At 72.2% G+C, this 18,339-nt stretch carries 16 protein-coding genes; 14 read left to right on the top strand and 2 right to left on the bottom strand.

Features of this window, described 5'->3' with window-relative positions:
* Positions 1 to 61 precede the first annotated feature (61 nt).
* The gene (gene bldD / locus ACWGIS_RS33945) at positions 62 to 562 is read right to left on the bottom strand and encodes a transcriptional regulator BldD (RefSeq protein ID WP_067366005.1); all 501 of its coding nucleotides are present in this window, start codon (positions 560 to 562) and stop codon (positions 62 to 64) included.
* A 245-nt stretch (positions 563 to 807) separates the two neighbouring features.
* Here bldD and pyrR point away from each other — a divergent pair, with 245 nt between their 5' ends.
* The 14 genes from pyrR to ACWGIS_RS33875 all read left to right on the top strand — a co-directional run bounded on the left by pyrR (position 808) and on the right by ACWGIS_RS33875 (position 17,489).
* Entirely contained in the window at positions 808 to 1,398 is a 591-nt protein-coding gene (gene pyrR, locus ACWGIS_RS33940; RefSeq protein ID WP_453366344.1) for a bifunctional pyr operon transcriptional regulator/uracil phosphoribosyltransferase PyrR, read from the top strand.
* Positions 1,399 to 1,483: 85 nt separating this feature from the next.
* Complete coding sequence (locus tag ACWGIS_RS33935) at positions 1,484 to 2,518, top strand: aspartate carbamoyltransferase catalytic subunit (protein ID WP_453366343.1); 1,035 nt, start codon at positions 1,484 to 1,486, stop codon at positions 2,516 to 2,518.
* Between the two features lie 3 nt (positions 2,519 to 2,521).
* Entirely contained in the window at positions 2,522 to 3,808 is a 1,287-nt protein-coding gene (locus tag ACWGIS_RS33930; protein ID WP_453366342.1) for a dihydroorotase, read from the top strand.
* The gene (locus tag ACWGIS_RS33925; protein WP_453366341.1) at positions 3,805 to 4,428 is read left to right on the top strand and encodes a PH-like domain-containing protein; all 624 of its coding nucleotides are present in this window, start codon (positions 3,805 to 3,807) and stop codon (positions 4,426 to 4,428) included. Before ACWGIS_RS33930 ends, ACWGIS_RS33925 begins: the two co-directional genes overlap by 4 nt.
* Complete coding sequence (gene carA / locus ACWGIS_RS33920; RefSeq protein WP_453366340.1) at positions 4,425 to 5,567, top strand: glutamine-hydrolyzing carbamoyl-phosphate synthase small subunit; 1,143 nt, start codon at positions 4,425 to 4,427, stop codon at positions 5,565 to 5,567. The genes ACWGIS_RS33925 and carA overlap by 4 nt, the downstream gene beginning before the upstream one ends.
* A complete protein-coding gene (gene carB, locus ACWGIS_RS33915) occupies positions 5,560 to 8,868 on the top strand; it encodes a carbamoyl-phosphate synthase large subunit (RefSeq protein ID WP_453366339.1) in 3,309 nt (1,102 codons plus the stop codon). Before carA ends, carB begins: the two co-directional genes overlap by 8 nt.
* A gap of 60 nt (positions 8,869 to 8,928) precedes the next feature.
* The gene (locus tag ACWGIS_RS33910; protein ID WP_453366338.1) at positions 8,929 to 10,035 is read left to right on the top strand and encodes a quinone-dependent dihydroorotate dehydrogenase; all 1,107 of its coding nucleotides are present in this window, start codon (positions 8,929 to 8,931) and stop codon (positions 10,033 to 10,035) included.
* Entirely contained in the window at positions 10,032 to 10,874 is an 843-nt protein-coding gene (gene pyrF, locus ACWGIS_RS33905) for an orotidine-5'-phosphate decarboxylase (protein WP_453366337.1), read from the top strand. The genes ACWGIS_RS33910 and pyrF overlap by 4 nt, the downstream gene beginning before the upstream one ends.
* 288 nt (positions 10,875 to 11,162) lie before the next feature.
* Positions 11,163 to 11,486: an integration host factor gene (locus ACWGIS_RS33900; RefSeq protein ID WP_010988268.1), complete on the top strand. Its 324-nt coding sequence runs from the start codon at positions 11,163 to 11,165 to the stop codon at positions 11,484 to 11,486.
* Between the two features lie 38 nt (positions 11,487 to 11,524).
* Positions 11,525 to 12,082 carry a guanylate kinase gene (gmk, locus tag ACWGIS_RS33895; protein ID WP_453366336.1) on the top strand — a complete coding sequence of 186 codons (558 nt, stop codon included), beginning with the start codon at positions 11,525 to 11,527 and terminating at the stop codon, positions 12,080 to 12,082.
* A 38-nt stretch (positions 12,083 to 12,120) separates the two neighbouring features.
* Positions 12,121 to 12,393, top strand: a complete 273-nt coding sequence (gene rpoZ / locus ACWGIS_RS33890) for a DNA-directed RNA polymerase subunit omega (RefSeq protein WP_019059732.1) — start codon at positions 12,121 to 12,123, stop codon at positions 12,391 to 12,393.
* Positions 12,394 to 12,540: 147 nt separating this feature from the next.
* On the top strand, positions 12,541 to 13,755 hold the full coding sequence (gene coaBC / locus ACWGIS_RS33885) for a bifunctional phosphopantothenoylcysteine decarboxylase/phosphopantothenate--cysteine ligase CoaBC (RefSeq protein WP_453366335.1): 1,215 nt from the start codon (positions 12,541 to 12,543) through the stop codon (positions 13,753 to 13,755).
* A 229-nt stretch (positions 13,756 to 13,984) separates the two neighbouring features.
* The gene (gene metK, locus ACWGIS_RS33880; protein ID WP_355793032.1) at positions 13,985 to 15,193 is read left to right on the top strand and encodes a methionine adenosyltransferase; all 1,209 of its coding nucleotides are present in this window, start codon (positions 13,985 to 13,987) and stop codon (positions 15,191 to 15,193) included.
* Positions 15,194 to 15,341: 148 nt separating this feature from the next.
* Complete coding sequence (locus ACWGIS_RS33875; protein ID WP_453366334.1) at positions 15,342 to 17,489, top strand: primosomal protein N'; 2,148 nt, start codon at positions 15,342 to 15,344, stop codon at positions 17,487 to 17,489.
* 299 nt (positions 17,490 to 17,788) lie between these two features.
* Here the strand turns inward: ACWGIS_RS33875 and ACWGIS_RS33870 are convergent, their stop codons facing one another.
* Entirely contained in the window at positions 17,789 to 18,331 is a 543-nt protein-coding gene (locus tag ACWGIS_RS33870) for a hypothetical protein (RefSeq protein ID WP_453366333.1), read from the bottom strand.
* Positions 18,332 to 18,339: the final 8 nt, after the last annotated feature.

Genomic DNA, 18,339 nt, shown 5'->3' with positions numbered 1-18,339 from the left:
GGCCGGAACGATGTGTTCCGGCCACCCCGGCGGCACGTTTCTTCACAAGCGGCGGAAGGGATCAGCCTTCGTCGTGGGAGACCGCGCGGCGCGCGTCCGCGTCCAGCACGCCCCAGCTGATCAGCTGCTCGGTGAGCACCGACGGCGACTGGTCGTAGATGACGGCCAGTGTGCGCAGGTCGTCCTGGCGGATCGACAGCACCTTGCCGTTGTAGTCACCGCGCTGGGACTGGATCGTGGCCGCGTACCGCTGCAGCGGGCCCGCCTTCTCGGCCGGCACGTGCGCCAGGCGCTCCAGGTCCAGGACCAGCTTCGGCGGCGGCTCGGCGGCCCCGCCCGGCGTGGTGCCGGGAAGCAGCTCCTGCACGGGGACCCCGTAGAAGTCCGCGAGCTCGGCGAGACGCTGCACGGTGACGGCGCGGTCGCCGCGCTCGTACGAACCGACCACGACTGCCTTCCAGCGGCCCTGGGACTTCTCCTCGACGCCGTGGAGGGAAAGTCCCTGCTGGGTGCGGATGGCGCGGAGCTTGGCCCCGAGCTGTTTGGCGTATTCGCTGGACATATAGCTCCCCGGACGCTGTATCAACGTGCGGCTCCGCCGCGCGGCTGGTGACTCACTGTGAGGTTACGCAGCGTTACTCTGCCCCGTCAAGCCGAATGGTCCGTACCCGCACCTCCCCGGCAGCCGCCGTCCGGGTGAATCCGCGGGTGTGATCAGGCGCGTTGCCTTGCTGGTACCGTGGGTGGCGCAATTCCGACGTCCTTTAATGATCCGTCCCGTGAGGCGGAGAAGGAGGTCCGTTTCGTATGGACACCGAGCAGGACAAGCAGCAGTACGAGTCCGATGCGCGGCCCGTTCTCGAGGGCCCCGACATCGCGCGGGTGCTGACCCGCATCGCCCACGAGATCGTCGAACGCGCCAAGGGCGCCGACGACGTGGTGCTCCTCGGCATTCCCACCCGTGGCGTCTTCCTGGCGCGCAGGCTGGCCGACAAGCTCGCCGAGATCACCGGCCGCACGATCCCGGTCGGCTCCCTCGACATCACCATGTACCGCGACGACCTGCGCATGCACCCGCCGCGCGCGCTGGCCCGCACCGAGATCCCCGGTGACGGCATCGACGGCCGGCTGGTCGTCCTCGTCGACGACGTGCTCTTCTCCGGACGCACCATCCGCGCCGCCCTCGACGCGCTGAACGACATCGGGCGTCCGCGCGCCGTGCAGCTCGCGGTCCTCGTCGACCGCGGCCACCGCGAACTGCCCATCCGCGCCGACTACGTCGGCAAGAACCTCCCCACGTCGCTGCGGGAGACGGTCAAGGTCCAGCTCGCCGAGGAGGACGGCCGCGACACCGTGCTGCTCGGTGTGAAGCGGACCTCCCCGGCCGGCGAGCAGTAGTCCCACTCGGCGAACCCTCGCCCGAGTGCGCCCCTGCGCGCCCGTATGCCCCCATATGCCTGAACTGCCTTACGGAGCCTGACAGATGCAGCGTCATCTCATCTCGGCCGCCGATCTCACCCGCGACGACGCCGTGCTCATCCTCGACACCGCCGAGGAAATGGCCCGGGTCGCCGACCGGCCGATCAAGAAGCTGCCGACCCTGCGCGGCCGCACCGTCGTCAACCTCTTCTTCGAGGACTCCACCCGCACCCGGATCTCCTTCGAGGCCGCCGAGAAGCGGCTCTCGGCGGACGTCATCAACTTCACCGCCAAGGGGTCCAGCGTCTCCAAGGGCGAGTCCCTGAAGGACACCGCCCAGACCCTGGAGGCCATGGGCGTCGACGCCGTCGTCATCCGGCACGGCGCCTCCGGGGCCCCGTACCGCCTCGCCACCTCAGGCTGGATCGACGCCGCCGTGATCAACGCGGGCGACGGCACCCACCAGCACCCCACGCAGGCCCTGCTCGACGCCTTCACGATGCGGCGCCGGCTCGTCGGCCGGGACGCCGGACTCGGCAAGGACCTGGCGGGCCGGCGCATCACGCTGGTCGGCGACATCCTGCACAGCCGGGTCGCCCGCTCCAACGTCGACCTGCTGCACACCCTCGGCGCCGAGGTCACCCTCGTCGCCCCGCCCACCCTGCTGCCCATCGGCGTCGAGTCCTGGCCCTGCGAGGTCTCCTACGAACTCGACAGCACGCTGTCCAAGTCCGACGCGGTGATGATGCTGCGCGTCCAGCGCGAGCGGATGAACGCGGCCTTCTTCCCGACCGAGCGCGAGTACTCGCGTCGCTACGGCCTCGACGGCGACCGCATGGCGAAGATGCCGGAGCACGCCATCGTGATGCACCCCGGCCCGATGGTCCGCGGCATGGAGATCACCGCCGCGGTCGCCGACTCCGACCGCTGCACGGCGATCGAGCAGGTGACGAACGGCGTGTCCATCCGCATGGCGGTGCTGTACCTGCTGCTGGGCGGCAACGAGCCCGCCGTCACCCACACCCGCCCGCCCGTCTCCCACCCCCACCCTTCCAGCGAGCGCTCCGCGCACACCCTTTCCGCGGACGAGGAGAAGTAGACAATGAGCAAGATCCTTATTCGTGGTGCGAAGGTGCTCGGCGGGGACCCGCAGGACGTGCTGATCGACGGCGGGACCATCGCCGAGGTCGGCACCGGCCTCAGCGCCGAGGGCGCCGAGGTGGTCGAGGCCGGCGGCAAGGTGCTGCTGCCGGGCCTGGTCGACCTGCACACCCACCTGCGCGAGCCGGGCCGCGAGGACTCCGAGACCGTCCTGACCGGCACCCGCGCCGCCGCCAGCGGCGGCTACACCTCGGTGTTCGCCATGGCCAACACCTTCCCGGTCGCCGACACCGCCGGCGTGGTCGAGCAGGTCTACCGGCTCGGCCAGGAGGGCGGCTACTGCGACGTGCAGCCCATCGGCGCCGTCACCGTCGGCCTGGAGGGCAAGAAGCTCGCCGAGCTGGGCGCCATGCACGAGTCCGCGGCCGGCGTCACCGTCTTCTCCGACGACGGCAAGTGCGTCGACGACGCCGTGATCATGCGCCGCGCCCTGGAGTACGTGAAGGCCTTCGGCGGCGTCGTCGCCCAGCACGCCCAGGAGCCGCGGCTGACCGAGGGCGCCCAGATGAACGAGGGCGTCGTCTCCGCCGAGCTGGGTCTCGGCGGCTGGCCGGCGGTCGCCGAGGAGTCGATCATCGCCCGCGACGTGCTGCTCGCCGAGCACGTCGGCTCCCGCGTCCACATCTGCCACCTGTCGACCGCCGGCTCCGTCGAGATCGTCCGCTGGGCCAAGTCCCGCGGCATCGACGTCACCGCCGAGGTCACCCCGCACCACCTGCTCCTCACCGACGAGCTGGTGCGCACCTACAACCCGGTCTTCAAGGTCAACCCGCCGCTGCGCACCGAACGTGACGTGCTGGCCCTGCGCGAGGCGCTCGCCGACGGCACGATCGACATCGTCGCCACCGACCACGCCCCGCACCCGCACGAGGACAAGGACTGCGAGTGGGCCGCCGCCGCCATGGGCATGGTCGGCCTGGAGACCGCCCTCTCCGTCGTCCAGCGGACGATGGTGGAGACCGGCCTCCTCGACTGGGCCGGCGTCGCCGACCGGATGTCCGTCAAGCCCGCCCTGATCGGCCGGGCCACCGGTCACGGACGTCCCGTCTCGGCAGGTGAGCCCGCCAACCTCACGCTGGTCGACACGGAATACCGTGGAGCCGTGGACCCCGCGGGCTTCGCCTCGCGCAGCCGCAACACTCCGTACGAGGGCCGCGAGCTGCCGGGCCGTGTGACGCACACGTGGCTGCGGGGCCGGGCCACGCTCGTCGACGGGAAGCTCGCGTGACATCTCTGCAACTGACGTACCTCGCCGCCGGACAGAAGTCGGCGGAGGTGACCGACTGGGCCGCCCGGATCGGCTGGCTCGTCGGCCTCGCCCTCTTCGTCGCCCTGCTCTACTGGCTGATGCGCGAGGGCTGGAAGTGGCGCGCCACCCTCCAGGGCGACCTGCCCGCGCTGCCCACCCGCCCCTCGGCCGCCGCCCTCGACGAGGACGGCGTGCCGCTGCCGGGAATGCCGACGGAGCCCGGTCCGGCGAGACTGACGATGAGCGGCCGCTACCACGGCTCCACCACCGCCGGGCAGTGGCTCGACCGCATCGTGGCGCACGGCCTGGGCACTCGGAGCCGGGCCGAGCTCACGCTGACGGACGCGGGACTGGACGTCGTACGCCCCGGGGCCACCGACTTCTTCGTCCCGGCCGGAGCACTGCGCGAGGCCCGCCTCGACAAGGGCATCGCCGGCAAGGTCCTCACCGAGGGCGGCCTGCTCGTCGTCACCTGGGCCCACGGCGACAGGCTGATCGACTCCGGCTTCCGCTCGTACCGCGCGGCCGAGCACAACGAATGGGTCGACACCCTGAACACCATGATCAAGAAGAGCAACGACACGGAAGGCGCACGATGACGACCTCCACCAGGGAAGCCGGGAAGGTTTCCGCCGTACTCGTCCTGGAGGACGGCCGGATCTTCCGCGGCCGTGCCTACGGGGCCGTGGGGGAGACCTTCGGCGAAGCGGTGTTCTCCACCGGCATGACCGGCTACCAGGAGACCCTCACCGACCCGTCGTACCACCGCCAGGTCGTCGTCATGACGGCCCCGCACGTCGGCAACACCGGCATCAACGACGAGGACCCCGAGTCGAAGCGGATCTGGGTCGCCGGGTACGTCGTGCGCGATCCCGCGCGCGTGCCCTCCAACTGGCGCTCCCGCCGCTCCCTCGACGACGAGCTGCGCGCCCAGGGCGTCGTCGGCATCAGCGGGATCGACACCCGCGCGCTCACCCGCCACCTGCGCGAGCGCGGCGCCATGCGCGTCGGCATCTTCTCCGGCAACGCGCTGCCCGACGAGGGCACGATGATCGCCGAGGTCCGCCAGGCCCCCGAGATGAAGGGCGCCAGCCTCTTCGAGGAGGTCGCCACCCAGGAGACGTACGTCGTCCCCGCCGTCGGCGAGAAGAAGTTCACCGTCGCCGCCGTGGACCTCGGCATCAAGGGCATGACCCCGCACCGCATGGCCGAGCGCGGCATCGAGGTGCACGTGCTGCCCGCCACCGCCACCGCCGAGGAGCTCTACGCCGTCGACCCCGACGGCGTCTTCTTCTCCAACGGCCCGGGCGACCCCGAGAAGGCCGACCAGCCGGTCGCCCTGATGCGGGAGGTCCTCGGCCGGAAGACCCCGCTCTTCGGCATCTGCTTCGGCAACCAGATCCTCGGCCGCGCCCTCGGCTTCGGCACCTACAAGCTGAAGTACGGCCACCGCGGCATCAACCAGCCGGTGCAGGACCGTACGACCGGCAAGGTCGAGGTCACCGCGCACAACCACGGGTTCGCCGTCGACGCGCCGCTCGACCGGGTCTCCGAGACCCCCTTCGGCCGTGCCGAGGTCTCCCACGTCTGCCTGAACGACCAGGTCGTCGAGGGACTCCAGCTCCTCGACCAGCCGGCCTTCAGCGTCCAGTACCACCCCGAAGCGGCAGCCGGCCCGCACGACGCCGCCTACCTGTTCGACCGCTTCGTATCCCTGATGGAGGGCCAGCGTGCCTAAGCGCACCGATATCCAGTCCGTCCTGGTCATCGGCTCCGGCCCGATCGTCATCGGCCAGGCCGCCGAGTTCGACTACTCCGGCACCCAGGCGTGCCGCGTGCTCAAGGCCGAGGGCCTGCGCGTGATCCTCGTCAACTCCAACCCGGCGACGATCATGACCGACCCGGAGATCGCCGACGCGACCTACGTCGAGCCGATCACCCCGGAGTTCGTCGAGAAGATCATCGCCAAGGAGCGCCCCGACGCCCTGCTGCCCACCCTCGGCGGCCAGACCGCGCTCAACACCGCGATCTCCATGCACGAGCAGGGAGTGCTGGAGAAGTACGGCGTCGAGCTGATCGGCGCCAACGTCGAGGCCATCAACAAGGGCGAGGACCGCGACCTCTTCAAGGACGTCGTGGAGGAGGTCCGCAAGAAGATCGGCCACGGCGAGTCCGCCCGCTCCGTCATCTGCCACTCCATGGACGACGTGATCCAGGGCGTCGAGACGCTCGGCGGCTACCCCGTCGTCGTCCGCCCCTCCTTCACCATGGGCGGCGCCGGCTCCGGCTTCGCCCACGACGAGGAGGAGCTGCGCCGCATCGCCGGCCAGGGCCTCACGCTCTCCCCGACCACCGAGGTGCTCCTGGAGGAGTCCATCCTCGGCTGGAAGGAGTACGAGCTGGAGCTGATGCGCGACAAGAACGACAACGTCGTGGTCGTCTGCTCCATCGAGAACTTCGACCCGATGGGCGTCCACACCGGCGACTCGATCACCGTCGCCCCGGCGATGACGCTGACCGACCGCGAGTACCAGCGGCTGCGCGACATCGGCATCGCGATCATCCGCGAGGTCGGCGTCGACACCGGCGGCTGCAACATCCAGTTCGCGGTGGACCCCGAGGACGGGCGCATCATCGTCATCGAGATGAACCCGCGCGTGTCGCGCTCCTCGGCACTCGCCTCGAAGGCCACCGGCTTCCCGATCGCCAAGATCGCCGCCAAGCTGGCCGTCGGCTACACCCTGGACGAGATCCCGAACGACATCACGGAGAAGACGCCGGCCTCCTTCGAGCCGACGCTCGACTACGTCGTCGTCAAGGCGCCCCGGTTCGCCTTCGAGAAGTTCCCCTCCGCGGACTCCACCCTCACCACCACCATGAAGTCGGTGGGCGAGGCCATGGCCATCGGCCGCAACTTCACCGAGGCGCTCCAGAAGGCGCTGCGCTCCCTGGAGAAGAAGGGCTCGCAGTTCACCTTCGTCGGAGAGCCCGGCGACAAGAAGCAGCTCCTCGAAGAGGCCGTCCGGCCGACCGACGGGCGCATCAACACCGTCATGCAGGCCATCCGCGCCGGAGCCACCCCGGAGGAGGTCTTCGACGCGACGAAGATCGACCCGTGGTTCGTGGACCAGATGTTCCTGATCAAGGAGATCGCGGACGAGCTGGCCGCCGCCGACCGGCTCGACCAGGACCTGCTCGCCGAGGCCAAGCGGCACGGCTTCTCCGACGCCCAGATCGCCGAGATCCGCGGTCTGCGCGAGGACGTCGTCCGCGAGGTCCGGCACGCCCTCGGGGTCCGCCCGGTCTACAAGACGGTCGACACCTGCGCCGCCGAGTTCGCCGCGAAGACGCCGTACTTCTACTCCTCCTACGACGAGGAGACCGAGGTCGCGCCCCGCGAGAAGCCCGCGGTCGTCATCCTCGGCTCCGGCCCGAACCGCATCGGCCAGGGCATCGAGTTCGACTACTCCTGCGTCCACGCCTCCTTCGCGCTCAGCGACGCCGGCTACGAGACCGTGATGGTCAACTGCAACCCGGAGACCGTCTCCACGGACTACGACACCTCCGACCGCCTGTACTTCGAGCCGCTGACGCTCGAGGACGTGCTGGAGATCGTGCACGCGGAGACCCTCGCCGGCCCGGTCGCGGGCGTCGTCGTGCAGCTCGGCGGCCAGACCCCGCTCGGTCTCGCGCAGGCGCTCAAGGACAACGGCGTACCGGTCGTGGGCACCTCGCCCGAGGCGATCCACGCCGCCGAGGACCGCGGCGCCTTCGGCCGCGTGCTCGCCGAGGCGGGCCTGCCGGCCCCCAAGCACGGCACCGCCACCACCTTCGCGGGCGCCAAGGCCATCGCCGACGAGATCGGCTACCCGGTCCTCGTCCGCCCGTCGTACGTCCTCGGCGGCCGCGGCATGGAGATCGTGTACGACGAGACGCGCCTGGAGTCGTACATCGCCGAGTCCACCGAGATCAGCCCCTCCCGGCCGGTCCTGGTCGACCGCTTCCTGGACGACGCCATCGAGATCGACGTCGACGCACTGTACGACGGCGAGGAGCTCTACCTCGGCGGCGTCATGGAGCACATCGAGGAGGCCGGCATCCACTCCGGCGACTCGGCGTGCGCGCTGCCCCCGATCACCCTCGGCGGCTTCGACATCAAGCGGCTGCGCGCCTCCACCGAGGCCATCGCCAAGGGCGTCGGCGTCCGCGGCCTGATCAACATCCAGTTCGCCATGGCCGGTGACATCCTCTACGTCCTCGAGGCCAACCCGCGCGCCTCCCGGACCGTGCCCTTCACCTCGAAGGCGACCGCGGTGCCGCTGGCCAAGGCCGCCGCCCGCATCTCGCTCGGCGCGACCGTCGCCGAGCTGCGCGCCGAGGGCCTGCTGCCGGCGAACGGCGACGGCGGCACCCTGCCGCTCGACGCGCCGATCTCCGTCAAGGAGGCCGTCATGCCGTGGTCGCGCTTCCGCGACATCCACGGCCGCGGCGTGGACACCGTCCTCGGCCCGGAGATGCGCTCCACCGGCGAGGTCATGGGCATCGACTCGGTGTTCGGCACCGCGTACGCCAAGTCGCAGGCCGGCGCCTACGGGCCGCTGCCCACCAAGGGCCGCGCGTTCATCTCGGTCGCCAACCGCGACAAGCGCTCGATGATCTTCCCGGCGCGCGAACTCGTCGCCCACGGCTTCGAGCTGCTCGCCACCTCCGGCACCGCCGAGGTGCTCAAGCGCAACGGCCTCAACGCCACGGTCGTGCGCAAGCAGTCCGAGGGCGTCGGCCCGAACGGCGAGAAGACCATCGTCCAGCTCATCCACGACGGCCAGGTCGACCTCATCGTCAACACCCCCTACGGCACCGGCGGCCGCCTCGACGGCTACGAGATCCGTACGGCGGCCGTGGCCCGGTCCGTCCCCTGTCTGACGACGGTCCAGGCGCTCGCCGCCGCCGTCCAGGGCATCGACGCGCTCAACGGCGGCGACGTCGGCGTCCGCTCCCTGCAGGAACACGCCGAGCATCTGATCGCGGCCCGCGACTAGCAGCCCAGCCCGAGGGGGACACCGGAAACGGTGTCCCCCTCTTCATGAGGGAACCGAGACATGTACAAGCTCTTCTTCCGCCTGGTCTTCCGGCGGATGGACCCGGAACAGGCGCACCACCTCGCCTTCCGCTGGATCCGTCTCGCCGTCCGCGTCCCCGTGCTGCGGACCTTCGTCGCGGCGGCCCTGGCGCCCCGGTACGAGGAACTGCGCACCGAGGCCTTCGGACTGCGCATGCACGGCCCCTTCGGCCTCGCCGCGGGCTTCGACAAGAACGCCGTCGCCATCGACGGGATGGCGATGCTCGGCTTCGACCACGTCGAGATCGGCACGGTCACCGGCGAGGCGCAGCCCGGCAACCCGCGCAAGCGGCTGTTCCGCCTCGTGCCGGACCGGGCGCTCATCAACCGCATGGGCTTCAACAACGACGGCTCGGCGGCCGTCTCCGAGCGCCTGGCCGCCCGTACGCCGGTCTTCCGGACCGTCGTCGGCGTCAACATCGGCAAGACCAAGGCCGTCCCCGAGGAGGAGGCGGTCGGCGACTACGTGACGTCGGCCGAGCGGCTCGCCCGGCACGCCGACTACCTGGTCGTCAACGTCTCCTCGCCGAACACGCCCGGCCTGCGCAACCTCCAGGCCACCGAGGCGCTGCGCCCGCTGCTGAGCGCCGTCCGCGAGGCCGCCGACCGCACGGTCACCGACCGGCGGGTGCCGCTGCTCGTCAAGATCGCGCCGGACCTCGCCGACGAGGACGTCGACGCCGTCGCCGACCTCGCCGTCGAGCTGGGCCTGGACGGCATCATCGCCACCAACACCACCATCGCGCGCGAAGGGCTCGGCCTGCGGTCCGACCCCGCCCTCGTCAAGGAGACCGGCGGTTTGTCCGGCGCCCCGCTGAAGGCGCGCTCCCTGGAGGTGCTGCGCCGCCTCTACGCACGCGTGGGCGACCGGATCACCCTGGTGGGCGTCGGCGGCGTCGAGAACGCCGAGGACGCCTGGCAGCGCATCCTGGCCGGCGCCACCCTGGTCCAGGGCTACAGCGCCTTCGTCTACGAGGGCCCCTTCTGGGGGCGCGCCATCCACAAGGGTCTCGCCGCCCGCCTGCGGACGAGCCCCTACGCCACCCTCGCCGACGCGGTCGGCGCCGACGTGAGGAAGTCCGCATGACCCTGGAGCCCTTCGGCGCCCGGCTGCGCCGGTCCATGGACGACCGGGGCCCGCTGTGCGTCGGCATCGACCCGCACGCCTCCCTGCTGACCGACTGGGGCCTGAACGACGACCTCGCGGGCCTGGAGCGCTTCAGCCGCACCGTCGTCGAGGCGCTCGCCGACCGGGTGGCCGTCCTGAAGCCGCAGAGCGCCTTCTTCGAGCGGTTCGGCTCCCGCGGCATCGCCGTCCTGGAGCGGTCGGTCGAGGAGGCGCGGGCGGCCGGCGCGCTGGTCGTGATGGACGCCAAGCGCGGGGACATCGGCTCCACCATGGCCGCGTACGCGGAGACGTTCCTGCGCAAGGACGCCCCGCTGTTCTCGGACGCGCTCACCGTGTCGCCGTACCTCGGCTACGGCTCGCTGAAGCCGGCGGTCGAGCTGGCGCGGGAGAGCGGCGCCGGACTCTTCGTCCTCGCGCTCACCTCCAACCCGGAGGGCGGCGAGGTGCAGCACGCGGTCCGTGCGGACGGCCGCAGCGTCGGGGCGACCATGCTGGCCCACCTCGCCGCCGAGAACGCGGGAGAGGCGCCCCTGGGCTCCTTCGGGGCGGTCGTGGGTGCCACGCTCGGCGATCTCTCGTCCTACGACCTGGACATCAACGGTCCGCTCCTCGCGCCGGGCATCGGCGCGCAGGGGGCCACGCCGGCCGATCTCCCGGGCGTCTTCGGCGCCGCCGTGCGCCGGGTGGTGCCGAACGTCAGCCGGGGTGTGCTCCGGCACGGACCCGACGTCGCCGCGCTGCGGAGCTCCGCGGACCGCTTCGCGGAGGAGATCAGGACGGCCGTCGCGACCGTTTGAGTCCGCCGATGAGCGTCTCCCGGCCTCCTTGAGTCTGAATACATCCTCAAATCCGGGGCGTAATGTCAGGAATGTCAGGCTCGACGGAGGCTGACCAGGACTTTTCCGCTGTTCTCGCTGACTCCGGCGGACTTGCCCGCTAGTCTCCGTCGAGTGAGGGCACCTCCGACGCCCTCCAGGCAGTGGGGGAGACCGGGTGAGTGTGTTGCCCGTTTCTCCCCAGGTGTGGGGCGACCAGGTTCCTCACCGGTCCGTATCCGACAGTTCGACATCCGAGGTGACGTAGGCGTGGCTCTTCCGCCCCTTACCCCTGAACAGCGCGCAGCCGCGCTCGAAAAGGCCGCCGCGGCTCGCCGGGAGCGGGCCGAGGTCAAGAATCGACTCAAGCACTCCGGCGCCTCCCTTCACGAGGTCATCAAGCAGGGCCAGGAGAACGACGTCATCGGCAAGATGAAGGTCTCCGCTCTCCTCGAGTCCCTGCCGGGCGTGGGCAAGGTCCGCGCCAAGCAGATCATGGAGCGACTCGGCATCTCCGAGAGCCGCCGCGTGCGGGGTCTCGGGTCCAACCAGATCGCCTCCCTGGAGCGCGAGTTCGGCAGCACCGCCGGCTGACGTTCTCGGGCACCCCTGAGAACCTGGATAATCGCTGCATGAGTGAACGTTCGCGGCTGACCGTGCTCTCCGGCCCCTCCGGGGTCGGCAAGAGCACGGTCGTCGCCCATATGCGCAAGGAACACCCCGGGGTCTGGCTCTCGGTGTCGGCGACGACCCGCAAGCCCCGCCCCGGCGAGAAGCACGGGGTCCACTACTTCTTCGTCAGCGACGAGGAGATGGACAAGCTGATCGCCAACGGCGAGCTGCTCGAATGGGCCGAGTTCGCCGGCAACCGCTACGGCACGCCGCGTGCCGCCGTCATGGAGCGGCTGGAGGCGGGCGAGGCGGTCCTCCTGGAGATCGACCTCCAGGGAGCCCGGCAGGTCCGCGAGTCCATGCCGGACGCCCAGCTGGTGTTCCTGGCCCCGCCCTCCTGGGAGGAGTTGGTGCGCAGGCTCACCGGGCGCGGCACCGAACCGCCCGAGGTCATCGAGCGCCGACTGGCCGCGGCCAAGATCGAACTGGCGGCCGAGTCCGAGTTCGACGTCACCCTGGTCAACACCTCCGTCATGGACGTGGCGCGCGAGCTGCTAGCCTTGATGAACGTTGTGTGATCTTCACTGATCTCATCCCACCTTTCGGAAGGCAGAGCGTGTCCTCTTCCATCACCGCTCCCGAGGGCATCATCAACCCTCCGATCGACGAGCTCCTCGAGGCCACCGACTCGAAGTACAGCCTGGTGATCTACGCGGCCAAGCGCGCCCGTCAGATCAACGCTTACTACTCGCAGCTCGGCGAGGGTCTCCTCGAGTACGTCGGTCCCCTCGTGGACACCCACGTCCACGAGAAGCCCCTCTCCATCGCCCTGCGCGAGATCAACGCGGGCCTGCTGACGTCCGAGGCCGTAGAGGGCCCGGCGACCTGATCGTCCGACCGCTCGTCCCAGGCCCGGCAGCGTGACTGCCGGGCCTGTGGTGTGCCGGGGGTGCCGGAGCCGCCCCCGGGCGGTGCGGCAGCATGGAGTCGTGCTCCTCCGAGCGCGTCGTACGTTCTCTAGTGCGGGGAGACCCTGGTGGACAAGCCGAAGGTCGTTCTGGGCGTCAGCGGCGGCATCGCCGCGTACAAGGCATGCGAGCTGCTGCGCAGGCTGACGGAGTCCGGCCACGACGTGCGCGTCGTCCCGACCGCGTCCGCCCTGCACTTCGTCGGCGCCGCCACCTGGTCCGCGCTCTCCGGCCATCCCGTCTCGACCGAGGTGTGGTCCGACGTCCACGAGGTCCCGCACGTCCGCATCGGCCAGCACGCCGACCTGGTGGTCGTCGCGCCCGCCACCGCCGACATGCTCGCCAAGGCCGCCCACGGCCTCGCCGACGACCTCCTCACGAACACGCTGCTCACCGCCCGCTGCCCGGTCGTCTTCGCCCCCGCCATGCACACCGAGATGTGGGAGCACCCGGCCACCCAGGAGAACGTGGCCACGCTGCGCCGCCGCGGAGCCGTCGTGATCGAGCCGGCCGTCGGCCGCCTCACCGGCGTCGACACCGGCAAGGGCCGGCTGCCCGACCCCACCGAGATCTTCGAGGTCTGCCGCCGGGTGCTCGCGCGCGGTGTCACCGGACCCGACCTCGCGGGCCGGCACGTGGTGATCAGCGCGGGCGGCACGCGCGAACCACTCGACCCGGTCCGCTTCCTGGGCAACCGCTCCTCCGGCAAGCAGGGCTACGCCCTCGCCCGCACCGCGGCGGCCCGCGGGGCCAGGGTGACGCTCGTCTCGGCGAACGCCGCCCTGCCGGACCCGGCCGGCGTCGACGTGATCCGGGTGGGCACCGCCGTGCAGCTGCGCGAGGCCGTGCTCAAGGCGGCCTCCGACGCCGACGCCGTGGTGATGGCCGCCGCGGTGGCCGACTTCCGGCCGGCGGCGTACGCGACCGGCAAGATCAAGAAGAAGGACGGCCAGGACCCCGAGCCGATCGTCCTGGTCCGCAATCCGGACGTGCTCGCGGAGATCTCCGCCGACCGCGCCCGCCCGGACCAGGTGGTCGTCGGCTTCGCCGCGGAGACGGACGACGTCCTCGCCAACGGCCGCGCCAAGCTCCGGCGCAAGGGCTGCGACCTCCTCGTCGTCAACGAGGTGGGGGAGCGCAAGACCTTCGGCTCCGAGGAGAACGAGGCCGTGGTGCTCGGCGCGGACGGCAGCGAGACCCCGGTGCCGTACGGGCCCAAGGAGGCACTGGCCGAGATCGTGTGGGACCTGGTGGCCGAACGCCTCCGCCCGCCGCTGGGCTAGCCCCCGTCCGGCGGCACGCGCCACGCCGATTCGGGCGTGGCGACCCTGGCGGAGAGTGACGCGCATTGGGCAGAATGCCCGTGCCGCAGGTCACAGCACTCCCGAGAGGCGAGACGGGTGGGCCCGCGGACGAGCGCGACCGATAAACTGTTCACGGACGACGCCGGGCGCAGCCTCCGTCCCGTCCGCCAATGATCAGCCAGCAGCCGCTGCAACCCCAGGGAGCGTTGTGTCCCGTCGCCTGTTCACCTCGGAGTCCGTGACCGAGGGTCACCCCGACAAGATCGCTGACCAGATCAGCGACACCATTCTCGACGCGCTTCTGCGTGAGGACCCGACGTCCCGGGTCGCCGTGGAGACGCTCATCACGACCGGCCTGGTGCACGTGGCCGGCGAGGTCACGACCAAGGCGTACGCGCCGATCGCCCAGCTGGTCCGCGACAAGATCCTCGAGATCGGTTACGACTCCTCGAAGAAGGGCTTCGACGGCGCGTCCTGCGGCGTCTCCGTCTCCATCGGCTCGCAGTCCCCCGACATCGCGCAGGGCGTCGACACGGCGTACGAGAACCGGGTCGAGGGCGACGACGACGAGCTGGACCGCCAGGGCGCCGGTGACCAGGGCCTGATGTTCGGTTACGCGACCGACGAGACGCCGAACCTGATGCCGCTCCCGATCCACCTCGCGCACCGCCTCTCGCGGCGCCTGTCCGAGGTGCGCAAGAACGGGACGATCCCCTACCTCCGTCCCGACGGCAAGACCCAGGTCACCATCGAGTACGACGGCGACAAGGCGGTCCGCCTGGACACCGTCGTCGTCTCCTCGCAGCACGCCTCCGACATCGACCTGGACTCGCTGCTCGCGCCCGACATCCGCGAGTTCGTCGTGGAGCCCGAGCTGAAGGCCCTCCTGGACGACGGCATCAAGCTCGACACGGAGGGCTACCGCCTCCTGGTGAACCCGACCGGCCGCTTCGAGATCGGCGGCCCGATGGGCGACGCCGGCCTCACCGGCCGCAAGATCATCATCGACACGTACGGCGGCATGGCCCGCCACGGCGGCGGCGCCTTCTCCGGCAAGGACCCGTCCAAGGTCGACCGCTCCGCCGCGTACGCGATGCGCTGGGTCGCGAAGAACGTGGTCGCCGCGGGCCTCGCCACCCGCTGCGAGGTCCAGGTCGCCTACGCCATCGGCAAGGCCGAGCCCGTCGGCCTGTTCGTCGAGACCTTCGGTACCGCCAAGGTCGACGCCGAGCGCATCGAGACCGCCATCACCGAGGTCTTCGACCTGCGCCCGGCGGCCATCATCCGCGACCTCGACCTGCTGCGGCCGATCTACTCCCAGACCGCCGCGTACGGCCACTTCGGCCGCGAGCTGCCCGACTTCACGTGGGAGCGCACGGACCGGGTGGACGCGCTGCGCAAGGCGGCGGGGCTGTAGCCCTCCCGTCCGCGGTCACGAGGCCCGGCCTCCCCTCGGGGACGCCGGGCCTTCCCGCGTCCCGGCGCGCTCGGGGGCCGTCCCGGCGGCCGGGGGTGCCCCTCCGCGACGTGGGTCGCTGTCGGTGGGGTCTGGTAGGAATGCAGGCGTGAGCAGCGAGAACGGGCGGGCGGACGGTGCGGCGGACGGGGCGCCGCCCGAGCAGCTTGCGCTGGTCCGGGAGGCGGTGCGGAAGGCCAAGGTGCCGAAGGCGAAGCCGCGGACCTGGCGGGGCGCCGCCCTGGCGAAGGAGCTCCCCGTCGCCCGGGTCGTCGTCGACAAGGGCGTGCTGCACCTCGACCGGTACTTCGACTACGCCGTCCCCGAGGAGCTGGACGAGATCGCCAGGCCCGGGGTGCGGGTGCGGGTGCGGTTCGGCGCCGGCGGGCGCAACGTGCGCGACGGGCGGCGCGAGGGCGGCAGCCTGATCGACGGCTTCGTCGTCGACCGCGTCGCCGAGTCCGACTACGCGGGACCGCTCGCCGCCCTGGCCCAGGTGGTGTCGCCCGAGCCGGTGCTCGGGCCCGACCTGCTCGGACTCGCCCGCGCCGTCGCCGACCGGTACGCGGGCAGCCTCGCGGACGTGCTCCAGCTCGCGGTTCCGCCCCGGCACGCGCGCGCGGAGGCGGCCGTCATGCCCGACCCGCCCCCGCCGCCCGCCGCCCCCGAGCCGGGCACCTGGACGCGCTACGTACGGGGCCCGGAGTTCCTCGGCGCCCTCGCCTCGGGCGGGGCGCCGCGCGCCGTGTGGACCGCCCTGCCGGGCCCGCAGTGGGCCGAGGAGATCGCCCGGGCCGTGCGGGCCACCCTCGCCTCCGGACGCGGGGCCCTCGTCGTCGTACCGGCCGGGCGGCCCGCCGCGCGCGTGGACGCGGCCCTGACGGCGCTGCTGGGGGAGGGCCGCCACGCGCTGCTGACCGCGGACGCCGGCCAGGAGCGCAGATACCGGGAGTGGCTCGCCGTCCGCCGCGGCGCGGTGCGCGCCGTCGTGGGGACCCGCGCCGCGATGTTCGCCCCCGTACGGGACCTGGGACTCGTGGTCGTCTGGGACGACGGGGACGCGGCGCACAGCGACGACAACGCCCCCTTCCCGCACGTCCGCGAGGTGCTGGAGCTGCGGGCCGCCCGCGACAAGTGCGCCTTCCTGCTGGGGAGCTGGGGCTGCACCGTTGAGGCGGCCCAGCTCGTCGAGAGCGGCTGGGCACTGCCCCTGGTCGCCGAGCGGGAGCAGGTCCGGGCCTGCGCGCCCCTGGTGCGGACCGTCGGGGACGGGGACCTCGCCCGGGACGAGGCCGCGCGCGCCGCCCGGCTGCCGACCCTGGCCTGGCAGGTCGTCAGGGAGGGACTGCGGCACGGGCCCGTCCTCGTCCAGGTGCCGCGGCGCGGATACGTGCCCCGGATGGCCTGCGCGCAGTGCCGGGCGCCCGCTCGGTGCCGGCACTGCGCCGGTCCGCTGGAGGCCCAGGACGCCGAGGCCCTGCGCTGCGGCTGGTGCGGCCGGGACGAGACCGCCTGGCACTGCCCCGAGTGCGGGGGGTTCCGGCTGCGGGCGCAGGTCGTGGGGGCGCGGCGGACCGCCGAGGAGCTGGGGCGGGCGTTCCCGGCCGTGCCGGTGCGGACCTCCGGGCGCGAGCAGGTGCTCGACACGGTGTCCGAGGCGCCCGCGCTCGTCGTGAGCACGCCGGGTGCCGAGCCCGTCGCCGAGGGCGGGTACGCGGCCGCCCTGCTGCTGGACGGCTGGGCGATGCTCGGGCGGCCCGACCTGCGGGCTGGGGAGGAGGCGCTGCGGCGCTGGCTGGGCGCGGCGGCGCTGGTCCGACCCCAGGGAGCCGGCGGGACCGTGGTCGTCGTCGCGGAGCCGACGCTGCGGCCCGTGCAGGCGCTCGTCCGGTGGGACCCCGTGGGGCACGCGGTGCGAGAGCTCGCCGAGCGGGCCGAGCTCGGGTTTCCCCCGGTGTCCCGGATGGCCGCCGTCTCCGGTACGGCCGACGGGCTCGCGGGCTTCCTCGCCGCGGCACAGCTCCCGCGCGACGCCGAGGTGCTGGGGCCGGTGCCTGTGCCCTTCACCGAGCCGGGGCGTCCGCGGCGGGTCGGCGGGCCGCCTCCGGGTGAGCAGTGGGAGCGGGTGCTGATCCGCGTCCCGCCGGGCAGTGGCGCCGCGCTGGCCGCCGCGCTGAAGACCGCGCAGGCGGCGCGGATGGCCCGCGGGGGGCAGGAGCCGGTCCGCATCCGGATCGACCCGCTGGACATCGGCTGATCTGACGCGCCGGGGGCGACGACTGACCATGGTCGGCAGTCGGCGTTCGGCAGTCGGTGGGGATGCACGCCGGCGGGTGGCGGTCGGTGCACGGCTGGTGATGCGCATGTGCGTACGGCCGGGAGGCGGGCGGTGCGTGCGCAGGGCGGGCGATGGGGCGCCCGGCCGGTGTTGTGGCCCAGGGGCGTCGGTGTCCGCGGAGCCCGGCGGGTCCGGTGGGCCGGAGGGCGCCGTACGCGGGGGTGTCCCGGAGACGGGGACGCCTCCCGGTGGTGGGCCGGGAGGCGGCGGGGGCGGGGTCAGCCGTTGCGCGGGCTCGGGAAGGCCGTCGGCCTGACCTCTTCGCGGAGGGTCGGGCTCCCCGCGGTCGGCTGGGTCGGCATGGAGCGGGCGGCGGGCACGGTGGGCACCGAGGGGATGCCGGTGTTGACGGCGACGGTGCGGGTGGTCGACGGCTCGGTGGCGCGCTCGGCCTCGGCGGCGGCCTGGGCGGCGGCGCGGCGGGCGCCGTACCGGCGGTGCACCGCCTGCTTGGTGACGCCGAGCGCGGAGCCCACCGCGTCCCACGAGAAGCCCAGGGAGCGGTCGAAGTCCACGGCGGCCGTCACGAGGGTCTCGACGCTGTCCCGCAGTTCCTGGGCGAGGCGGACGGTCGGAGCGGGGGCACGCCCGTAGACGACGAAGCCCGTCGAGGGGCCGGAGCGGCGCGGGCGGTAGACGTTGCCCAGCTGGGCGGTGAGCGTGCGCAGCGCGTCCACCTGCCGGCGGACCCGCTCGATGTCCCGCACCAGCAAGTGCAGGCTGGCCCGAGCCTGGGCGTCGTGGGTTGCGTGGTCGGCCATGAACAAGC

This window comes from Streptomyces sp. NPDC054842, from assembly GCF_053611025.1.
The sequence above is the reverse complement of the archived record's forward strand: the minus strand, read 5'-3'. Positions and strand labels throughout refer to the sequence as shown.